6 protein-coding genes are annotated in these 11,209 nt (G+C 50.7%); 2 read left to right on the forward strand and 4 right to left on the reverse strand.

What is annotated here, in order from left to right:
* Window positions 1-62 precede the first annotated feature (62 nt).
* The 4 genes from FHS77_RS08630 to FHS77_RS08645 all read right to left on the reverse strand — a co-directional run bounded on the left by FHS77_RS08630 (window position 63) and on the right by FHS77_RS08645 (window position 5,430).
* Complete coding sequence (locus FHS77_RS08630; RefSeq protein WP_184222373.1) at window positions 63-2,243, reverse strand: transglycosylase domain-containing protein; 2,181 nt, start codon at window positions 2,241-2,243, stop codon at window positions 63-65.
* A 175-nt stretch (window positions 2,244-2,418) separates the two neighbouring features.
* Window positions 2,419-3,114, reverse strand: coding sequence for an outer membrane protein (locus FHS77_RS08635; protein ID WP_184222376.1), 696 nt, complete (start codon window positions 3,112-3,114; stop codon window positions 2,419-2,421).
* A 277-nt stretch (window positions 3,115-3,391) separates the two neighbouring features.
* A complete protein-coding gene (locus FHS77_RS08640; protein ID WP_184222378.1) occupies window positions 3,392-4,009 on the reverse strand; it encodes a ribonuclease D in 618 nt (205 codons plus the stop codon).
* A gap of 23 nt (window positions 4,010-4,032) precedes the next feature.
* A complete protein-coding gene (locus FHS77_RS08645) occupies window positions 4,033-5,430 on the reverse strand; it encodes a M20/M25/M40 family metallo-hydrolase (RefSeq protein ID WP_184222380.1) in 1,398 nt (465 codons plus the stop codon).
* 509 nt (window positions 5,431-5,939) lie between these two features.
* Here FHS77_RS08645 and polA point away from each other — a divergent pair.
* Window positions 5,940-8,867, forward strand: a complete 2,928-nt coding sequence (gene polA / locus FHS77_RS08650) for a DNA polymerase I (RefSeq protein WP_184222382.1) — start codon at window positions 5,940-5,942, stop codon at window positions 8,865-8,867.
* Between the two features lie 127 nt (window positions 8,868-8,994).
* Entirely contained in the window at window positions 8,995-10,872 is a 1,878-nt protein-coding gene (locus tag FHS77_RS08655; protein WP_184222384.1) for a DEAD/DEAH box helicase, read from the forward strand.
* The last annotated feature ends 337 nt before the right edge of the window (window positions 10,873-11,209 follow it).

Here is an 11,209-nt window from a genome sequence, read left to right on the forward strand (position 1 = left end):
AATGAAAAAGACTGCGCTTCAATCTGAGCGCAGTCTTTGGTTTTTGAATAAGCGTTTTTGCTTTAATTGCCCATAATAATATCAAGCAAAGTGGTCGGCTTGTTAGCCGGTTGTGCTGGCGTATTATCATCAATAGCAGCGCCGGGTTGGGTGGTTTCCGGTGCTGGCGGCCAATAGCCGTCATCATCCTGCGGCACATTCTGGCCGCCATAACCACCGGATGGGGCATCAATATCCGGCATATTATCACTACCGCCCGGTACGATATTTTCAATCTGGTATGAGCCTGGAAGCGGCGCAATCGGCACCCCTTTATGCGCGGCTGTCATGAAACTTTTCCATGCCGTTACCGGCAAGGTGGAGCCGAAAACGCGTTTCATCGGCTTGCCGTCATCATTACCAAACCAGATACCGGTGGTGAGGTTTGAGGTGTAACCGATAAACCATGCATCGCGGAAATTTTGCCCCGTGCCGGTTTTACCCGCTGCCGGCCAGCCAAATTGCGCACGTTTTGCGGTACCATCTTCAACGGTGCGGCTCAGCATGGCATTCATCATGCCGATATTACGATCATCAATGACGCGCGGCCCTAATATATTGTCGCGCTGATAAAGCACTGTTCCGTCATTGGTGGTGACTTTTTCAATCATATAGGGCGGAGCACTATAGCCGCCATTGGCAAAGGGTACATAGGCATCGGTGAGCTCCACCAGCGATACTTCCGATGTGCCAAGTGCCAATGAAGCATTGTTGACAAGGTTTGACTGGATGCCGAGACGGTGCGCTGTGTCGATAACCGCTTGCGGGCCCACTTCCATCACCAATTGCGCTGCGACAGAGTTGAGCGAGTGAGAAAGCGCGGTGGCAAGGGTGACTTCGCCCATATATTTGCCGCTGTCATTGCCCGGTGTCCATTTGCCGATGCGGATCGGCGCATCATTGCGCACCGAATCCGGTGTGCGCCCCTGTTCGAGCGCTGTCAGATAGACAAAGGGTTTAAATGAGGAGGCCGGCTGACGACGTGCATCACTTGCGCGGTCAAACTGGCTGGCAGCATAATCATAGCCGCCGATCCATGCGCGCACGGCACCTGTCGCATCGATGGAAACAAGCGCGCCTTGGCTGACCTGCATCTTGTCTTTGTTTTGCGAAATAAGGTCACGAATGACCTCCTCGCCGGTCTGTTGCAGATTCATATCGATGGTGGTCTGAACGGTGATGTCGTCATGCACATCGCCGATCAGGGATTTCAACGAACCGACGATACGGTCAGCGGCATAGTTTTCCGAACCCTGCCAATAGCTGGCAGCACGCGTTGGCGGTTCGCTTTCGGCTATTGCCTGATCCGTGTCGTTAATCATGCCCTGATCACGCATGGCGGCCAGCACCAGCTTGGCGCGGTCAGATGCTGCCTGCGGATCACGCGCCGGTGAAAGACGCGATGGCGCTTTCAAAAGACCGGCAATGGTTGCCGCTTCAATCAGCGTGACATCGCGTGCCGATTTGTCAAAATAACGACGGGATGCGGCATCAACACCAAAAGCGCCTGAGCCCAAATAGACGCGGTTGAGATACATCTCCAAAATCTGATCTTTGGTATATTTATGCTCAAGCCATAGAGCGAGCATAGCTTCCTGCACCTTACGCTCAATCGTGCGCTCGGGTGAAAGAAACAGGTTTTTTGCCAACTGCTGGGTGAGAGTGGAACCACCTTGTACCGAGCGCCCTTTAGTGATGTTGGTGACAAAAGCACGCGCCAGACCAATCGGATCAATGCCGAAATGTGAATAGAAACGTCTGTCTTCAATGGCGATAACCGCTTGCGGAATATAAGGTGACATATCATGCAGGCCGACAGCCTCACCACCGGTGGTGCCGCGATTGGCGATCAGATTGCCGTTTACATCCAGGATTTTAACGTTGGGCGGGCGGTCAGGAATTTCCCAATCGGTCGTCGGCGGCATTTTAACCGCGAAATAAATCAATACGCCGGCAAAGGCGATGGCGCCCCAAAGGCCAAGCACCATAAGCCAGTAGATCAGACGACGCAGTCTGCCCCAGAAGCCGGCCGGTTTTTTCTTGCTGCGTTTGCCGGTTTTTTTAGATGGTTTCCGTGTTTGAGGCGGGCGTCTGCCGGATGTGCGATCGCTTTCGTCTGCACGAAAATCATCATGATCGTTTTTTGGTTTTGAGCCGCCAAAGCTCGGCTCAATGCGATTATTATTATTTTTACGTGATGACATGCGTGATCAGATTCTGTCCGGCTAATAATTTTTGTCTGCTTTGGATGATAATTGCGGCGGTTTAAAGGGGGGTAAACAGGGGGGGGCTATTTGGCGCTATGGTTTATAAAATAAAGCCTGCCGGATCTTGGAGGTGTTGATCCGGCAGGCTTTGAGCGATGTGAAAAATCACACCTTAAAAACGATAGGCGACACCAATGCGAAATTCGTCTGTTTTGACCTTGGTCTTATAAGTGAAATTATCAATGGCGAATGTTTTGCGGCCATAATCAGTATGGCGGTATTCAAGGCGTAATGTCGTATTACTGGCCAGCGCATAATCAACACCCGCACCTGCTGTCCAGCCGGTCATATTATTGCGGTCGCTTTGATAATTATAATTGGCGTCATAGATGGAATTTTTAATTTGGGCAGTGGCGACACCACCGGCGATGTAAGGCATCCAGCGATCCATCGCAAAGCCGAGACGCGCACGCAGGGCTGCCGACCATTCCAGCTTGCTCTCATGGTTGAAGTTGCTGGTCGTATTTGTGTTGACAAGCATTGAATAGGCGTTGTTTTGACGCGCGCTATTGTAGGTTAGATTGGCATCAACGCCAAGGATCATTCTGTTCCGGAATTCGAAATTATAACCGCCATAAATGCCGCCTAATAGGCCATCGGATTTTTGGCTTAAATGATGAACGCCATTAAAATGCTCTTTAAAGCGAGCATTCTGATAACCGGTTTCAAAACCTAAATATCCACCCGTCCACGAATGACCGGTGTTCATCACAACCGGAACCATTTCGTGATGCATAATGACATCGGCTGCATGGGCCGCATAGGATGTGGATACCAGAATAGTGGCGGCGACTAATAGCTTCTTCATAAAAACCTCAGCTGTTAAGAATATTTTTTTGGTTAGGCAATGCAGCTATGGTCTCATTTTTAAGTATTGTTGTATGTAGTATTAATGCAACATGGATTTTATTGCTTGTTTTATTATATTGTTTTGTTTTAATATTTGCTTGTTGGTTTGATTTTTATTTTTATAAATATTGTTATTGTATAATTTTTATATTTAATAATATTGTATGGAATTAAAAAAGGCGGCCGGAATAACCTGGCCGCCTTTTTTGATTCGATAAAATCATTCTCGCAGCGGATCAGGCGTGCGAGAAAATATCCTGCTCATCCCAGCCCATCAGATCAAGCTCTGCGCGGGTTGGCAGGAACTTGAAGCATTCAGCGGCTTGGGTTTTACGGCCATCGCGCTCCAGTCTCTGTTCGAGAATGGTTTTGAGGCGGTGCAGATAAAGCACGTCAGAAGCTGCATATTCCAATTGTGCTTGTGACAGGGTTTCGGCTGCCCAGTCGGAAGATTGCTGCTGTTTGGAAATCGACACATCCAGCAATTCGCCGCAAATTTCCTTCAGGCCGTGGCGGTCTGTATAGGTGCGGGTCAGTTTTGAAGCGATTTTGGTGCAGAAAACCGGCAGCGGCATCACGCCGAAAGTATGGTAAAGCACAGCAATATCAAAGCGGCCGAAGTGAAAAATTTTGGTGATATTGTCATCGCCCAAAAGCTTCATCAGGTTGGGAGCCTGTTTTTGCCCCTTGTCAATCTGGATGATATCGGCTGTGCCGTCACCTGGCGAGATCTGCACCACGCATAAGCGGTCGCGCAGGGGATTAAGCCCCAGAGTTTCAGTGTCGATGGCAACAGCATCCACCTGATAATTGCTTAAATCAGGCAGATCGTTTTTGTGAAAGCGAATAGTCATTGCATGCCGTTTCTTTTTAAGGATTATTTTTGTGCCAGGGCGTTTAGAATGCGAGCCCATGAGCGCTGCCCCTTATGGAAGGAAGTGATTTCGTATTTTTCATTTGGTGAATGGATGCGGTCATCTTCAAGGCCAAAGCCAACCAGCAGTGATTCCATGCCCAGATAGGTGTCGAAGTCACCAACAATCGGAATAGAGCCGCCCATAGCGGTGAGAACTGCCGGATTTGGCCATTCGTCGGACAATGCGTCTTTGGCTTTGTTGACGAGGGATGAATCGTAAGGCAACTGGATGGCTGGCGAGCCGCCGTGATTGGCGAATTCTGCGCGGCAATCAGCTGGCAATCTGTCTTGAACAAACTGATGGAAAGCAGCGCGGATTTTTTCCGGATCTTGCTTATGGACAAGACGGAAGGAGATTTTGGCGGAAGCCTGTGCTGCAATGACAGTTTTGAAGCCATCGCCAGTATAGCCGCCAGTGATGCCGTTAACCTCAGCAGTCGGGCGCGCCCATGTCAGCTCCAGCACGCTGCGGCCTTTTTCACCGCTTGGTACGGAAAGGCCGATAGGACCCAAGAAGTTTTCAGCGGTGCGGCCAAGATTTTCCCATGATTGCAGGATTTGCGATGGTGTTTCTTCAACGCCGTCATAAAAACCCGGAATGGTGATGTGGCCGTTCTCATCATGAATATCGGCAACGATCTTGCTCAAAATATGGATCGGGTTGGCTGCTGCTCCCCCGAAAAAGCCGGAATGCAGATCACGATCGGCTGCAAAAACAGTGACTTCCGTGCCAACAAGACCGCGAAGCCCGACGGAAATGGCTGGCGTGTTGATATCCCACATCGAGGTGTCGCAAACAAGCGCGCAATCGGCTTTTAGTTCCTGTTTGTTTTGCTCAAGAAACGGCTTCAAAGATGGTGAGCCGGATTCTTCTTCACCTTCAAACAGGATGGTAACTTTAACCGGCAATTTGCCATGCACGGCTTTATAAGCGCGGCAGGCTTCCACAAAGGTCATCAGCTGGCCTTTGTCGTCTGAGGTGCCGCGACCGGTCATGATTTTGCGGCCATTGCCCATATCTTTGACAGCTGGTGCAAATGGGTCATTTTCCCAAAGGTTGAGCGGGTCTACAGGCTGAACGTCATAATGGCCATAGAAAAGCACATGTGGCGCATCTTTTGTCGGGCCTTCATGATGGGCAACAACCATAGGGTGACCAGGTGTGTCGCGAACGCTTGCATCAAAACCGATTGATTGCAGGTCTTTGACCAGCCACTCGGCGGCCTGACGGCAATCGGCTTTAAAAGCCGGATCGGTAGAAATGGATTTGATGCGCAGCAGATCGAACAAATGCTCAACGCTGGCGTCAAAACTGGTATCAATATGCGACAAAACTGGATCGAGAGCGATTGTTGACATTGCAAAGCCTGACTTGATGTTAAAATCGGGGTGTTAAAATCCGGTTCGGGAATTAGAGCGCCGTGTGCCAAGCCTGGCATACAAAGGTCGCACTAACCTGATTTGGACGTTCAAAAACAAGAGGCCTGACACTACAGCAAGGTGTCGTTACGCTGCAAGGACGAAAGCGCTACGCATTTGCTTTAAGGTGTGAAGGGGAGAGAAAGTGTACTGACCGTCGTGGCGAGGGGGAAGGGCCACAACGGTCGTACTCTCAAGTCGCCTATTTCCCGAAAGGGGTGGGGGGAAATGGCTTTGGTCAGCTTTATTTGGGGGAAAAGCTGACGGTCAACAGTGTGTTGATGACAGTGAATTCACCATGGAATCATGTTTTTTCAAGGGCGAAATTGCGAAATTTCGTTGTCGCTTTGGGTGCTTTGGCAAAAAATATAATCATATGCGTGGATGGGGTATGAAGATCATCAAGGATTTATTTCTTTTCGTGTCCGTTTGCTTTAAGACTTTGAACCATGAAAAAAGGCGATCATTTATTTCTCATCGACGGTTCGGGTTATATTTTCCGGGCTTACCATGCTTTACCACCGCTGACGCGCAAATCTGATGGTTTGCCGGTTGGCGCGGTGTCGGGTTTCTGCAACATGTTGTGGAAGCTTTTGAAAGATGCCCGCGACACGGATGTCGGTGTAGTGCCAACGCATTTTGCGGTGATTTTTGATTATTCGTCACAGACCTTCCGCAAGGATATTTATCCGGAATATAAAGCGAACCGTACCGCGCCGCCGGAAGATTTGATCCCGCAATTCGGACTTATCCGTCAGGCAACGCGCGCTTTCGACCTGCCTTGCATCGAAAAAGAAGGCTTTGAGGCAGATGATCTGATTGCCACTTATGCCCGTCAGGCCACTGAGGCTGGTGGTGATGTGACCATTGTTTCATCAGATAAAGATTTGATGCAGCTCGTCTCACCGCAGGTGTGGATGTATGACGGCATGAAGGACAAGCAGATTGCTATTCCGGAAGTGATTGAAAAATGGGGCGTGCCGCCGGAAAAGATGATTGATCTGCAATCACTGACCGGTGACAGCACCGATAATATTCCGGGTATTCCGGGGATCGGGCCGAAAACAGCAGCCCTTCTTTTGGAAGAATATGGCGATCTGGATACTTTGCTGGCACGCGCCGGTGAGATTAAACAGAATAAACGCCGTGAAAATATTATCGCTTATGCGGATCAGACCAAGATCGCCCGCCAGTTGGTGACATTGCGCACCGATGTGCCGGTGGAGGTTGATCTGGATGCTTTTGTGCTGGAGCCGCAAAACGGGCCAAAGCTCATCAGCTTTCTGAAAGCGATGGAATTTACCACACTGGTTCGCCGTGTGGCGGAAGCAACTGATACGGATGCGTCTGCTGTTGAGCCATGCCATGTGGAAACCGAGTGGGGCGCTGATGCGCGCGGGCCTGATCTGGATTTGGGCACAGCGCCGGAAGTGACTGGTACAGATAATATTGAGCCAGCCGCAGCGGTCGCAGGCGGCAAAGCGTCCGATTTGGTGGCATGGCGCACAAGCCAGGCATTGGCGCAAAAGATTGATACATCCTCTTATACCTGTATCCGTGACCTGAAATTGTTGGAAAGCTGGCTCGACGAAGCGCTTGAAAAAGGCGTGATGTCGTTTGACACTGAAACCAATTCGCTCGATCCGATGCAGGCTGATCTGATCGGATTTTCCATCGCACTTGAAAGCGGCAAAGTCGGCTATGTGCCATTGCAGCATAAGTCCGGTCAGGATGACTTGCTGGGCGGCGGGTTTGTTGAAGGTCAGATTCCGTTTGATGCTGCGATCAAAGCGCTGAAAGTGGTTCTTGAAGATAGGTCTGTGCTGAAAATTGCACAGAATATGAAATATGACTGGCTGATTATGCGCCGCTACGGCGTCAATATCGTGTCTTTTGATGATACGATGTTGCTGTCTTATGTGCTTGATGCCGGTGCCAATGCGCATGGTATGGATGCACTGGCCGAGCGCTGGCTTGGTCATAAAACCATTGTCTATAAAGATGTCGCCGGCACTGGCAAAAATGCCGTCACTTTCGACATGGTCGATCTGGACAAAGCAACTGCTTATGCCGGTGAAGATGCCGATGTGACATTGCGTTTGTGGCAGGTGTTGAAGCCGCGCCTCATCGCAGACGGACTGACTTCCGTTTATGAGCGCCTGGAGCGCCCGCTGGTGGCCGTTTTAGCGCGGATGGAAGAGCGGGGTATTTCGGTTGACCGGCAGATTTTGTCGCGTCTTTCAGGCGAATTGGCACAAGCAGCCGCCGGATATGAAGAAGAAATCTATGAGCTGGCGGGTGAAAAGCTCAATATTGCTTCACCAAAACAGCTTGGGGATATTCTGTTTGGTAAGCTCAACCTGCCGGGTGGCGCTAAAACCAAAACCGGCCAATGGTCGACATCGGCGCAGGTGCTGGAAGATTTGGCCGCCGAAGGTCATGAATTGCCGCGCAAAATCGTTGATTGGCGTCAGCTGACCAAATTAAAATCCACCTATACGGATGCGCTTCCCGGTTTTATCAATCCGCAAACCAAGCGCGTGCATACATCTTATTCGATGGCTGCCACTACCACAGGGCGCTTGTCGTCATCAGATCCGAATTTGCAGAATATTCCGGTGCGCACCAGTGAAGGCCGCAAAATCAGAACCGCTTTTGTCGCTGAGCAAGGCAACAGGCTGATTTCTGCCGACTATAGCCAGATTGAATTGCGCGTCCTTGCTCATGTGGCAGATATTCCTCAGCTTAAACAGGCTTTTGCTGATGGTATTGATATTCATGCCATGACAGCATCGGAAATGTTTGGAGTGCCGGTGGAAGGTATGCCTTCTGAAGTACGCCGCCGCGCCAAAGCGATCAATTTCGGCATCATCTATGGTATCTCGGCTTTCGGCCTTGCCAACCAGTTGTCGATCTCGCGTGAAGAGGCCAGCCAATATATTAAAACTTATTTCGTGCGTTTTCCTGGAATTCGTGATTATATGGATGCGACCAAGGAATTTGCGCGTGAGCATGGTTATGTCGAAACGATTTTCGGCCGTCGCGCGCATTACCCTGAAATTAAAGCGTCTAATGCGCAGATCCGTGCTTTTAACGAGCGTGCTGCCATTAATGCGCCTATTCAGGGCTCTGCTGCTGATATTATCCGCCGTGCGATGGTGCGCATGGAAGATGCTCTTGATGCGGCGGGTCTGTCGGCACGGATGCTTTTGCAGGTGCATGACGAATTAATCTTTGAAACCCCTGAAGAAGAGGTAGAAAAAACCATACCGGTGATCCGCGATATTATGGAAAACGCTGCCATGCCGGCTGTGTCTCTTTCGGTTCCGTTACAAGTAGATGCGCGTGCAGCGCATAACTGGGATGAGGCACACTAAGCATGAGCAAGGTTGACCGCGGGCGCTGTACCCTTTAGGGAGAACGCAACCAATTTGTTTTCTGTATCCGTCGTGCCAAGGCGATCTTTGCGTCCCGGATGTGGAATTCTTTTTTCGAAAGTCATTCATGTCCCTGCCTGAAACAATCGCTCCGGCTCTGTCCGGCGCTCTTGCCGCTCGTGGTTATGCCTCGCTTACTGCTGTTCAGACAGCAGTATTGGCACCCGAAGCGGCCGATACTGATCTTTTGGTCTCCGCCCAGACGGGCTCCGGTAAAACTGTTGCATTTGGTATTGCCATTGCTGCCCAGCTTTTGGGTGGTAAAGATCGCTTTGATGCGCCGCGCACACCATTGGCAATGATTATTGCTCCAACCCGTGAACTTGCCTTGCAGGTGCGCCGCGAACTGGAATGGCTCTATGCCCAGACCGGTGCGCGTATTGCTTCTTGCGTTGGCGGTATGGATATCCGTTCCGAGCGTCGTGCTCTGGAACAGGGTGCACATATCGTGGTCGGAACACCTGGCCGTTTGCGCGACCATATCACCCGCAATGCGCTTGATATGTCGACGCTGCAAGCTGTTGTGCTTGATGAAGCCGACGAAATGCTTGATCTTGGTTTCCGTGATGATCTGGAATTCATTCTGGATGAAGCACCGGAAGACCGCCGCACACTGATGTTCTCGGCAACAGTTCCAAGACAGATTGCAACTTTGGCCAAGCGCTTCCAGCGCGATGCACTGCGCATCTCGGCTGCCGGTGAAGCTGGTCAGCACGTTGATATTGAATATAAAGCCATGGTTGTGCCGCCGCATGAGCGCGACCTCGCTGTCGTCAATACGCTGCTTTATTATGATGCGCAAAACAGCATTATTTTCTGTGCAACCCGTGAAGCGGTGAAGCATATGGCAAGCCGCCTGTCCAATCGCGGTTTTGCGGTTGTGGCTCTTTCGGGTGAATTGAGCCAAGCTGAGCGTAACAACGCACTGCAATCCATGCGTGATGGCCGTGCCCGCGTTTGCGTAGCAACTGACGTTGCTGCACGCGGTATTGATCTGCCAAATCTGGATCTGGTCATTCACGCAGAACTGCCGACCAACCCTGAAACCTTGTTGCACCGCTCCGGCCGTACCGGTCGTGCGGGTCGTAAGGGTACTTGCGTTCTCATTGTGCCTTTCTCACGTCGCCGTTCGGCTGAGCGTCTGTTGCAAATGGCAAAGCTGAGTGCAGAAACAATGCCTGCTCCAGGTATTGCTGCGGTTCAGGCTAAAAACAACGAACGCATTCTCAATGAAGTTGCTGAAGTTGAAGCTTTGGATGAAGAACATAGTGATGTTCTGAAAGCCTTGCAGGAACGCTACACACCGGAACAGATCGCGGCAGCCTATCTTGCCCGCGAATTGTCGCTGCGTCCTGTGCCGGAAGAATTGTCTGATGCGCCGATCCGTCCATTGGATGGCCGTCGTGGCAATGACCGTTTTGACCGTGGTGATCGTAATGATCGCGGCGATCGTGGTGGCCGTGGCGAACGTGGTGAGCGTGGTGATCGCTTTGGTGGTGAACGTCAGGAACGCGGGCCCCGCTTTGATGGCGTTTGGTACTCGCTTTCAGCTGGCCGTAAACACCGCGCCGATCCGCGCTGGTTGCTGCCTTTGATTTGTAAGGCTGGTAATGTCAGCAAGCGTGATGTTGGTTCAATCCGTATTCTTGACAACGAAACCCGCTTTGAAATCCTGACCGAAAAATCCGGTGAGTTTTTCCAGAACGTGCAAGATCACGGCACTGGTGAAAAAGGTCTGGTTATTCGTCAGGCAACTGACGGCGGCGGCGCAGCACCTCGCCGTGATGACGGTGATTTCAAGCCGCGCGGTTTCAAGCCTAAGGGCGACCGTTTCGGTGGCAAACCATCGTTTGACGGCCCTAAGCGCGGCGGCTGGGATAAGCCAAAGGGCGGCAAAAGAGACGGTGAAGGCTCCTTCAAAAAGAAGCCACGCCGCGACGCTTAAAACGCTGCGACGCTTAAAATTAGCATATTAAAATAATAAAAAGCCCGTCCGGAATATTCCGGACGGGCTTTCTAAAATATGATATTATTTGTGCTTTGTTGGATCTACTAATTTATAAGTAGATCCAGACTTTGGTGTTGGGGGGAGTGGTTCTCCCCGTACAACTGTACGTTCTGCACCAAGGCCGCCTCTCGGGCCAATAATTTGATATTGACCGGATTTTGTAGCGATGTTGCCGGGTTTTAGTGTCCGTTCCAAAATGAATTGAGTGATTTCAGTTAGTTATGATTCAATCGGATTTCTGACATACGACGGAGATCAAGATGGCCTGGACTGA

This window comes from Paenochrobactrum gallinarii (assembly GCF_014205685.1).
Classification (GTDB): domain Bacteria; phylum Pseudomonadota; class Alphaproteobacteria; order Rhizobiales; family Rhizobiaceae; genus Paenochrobactrum; species Paenochrobactrum gallinarii.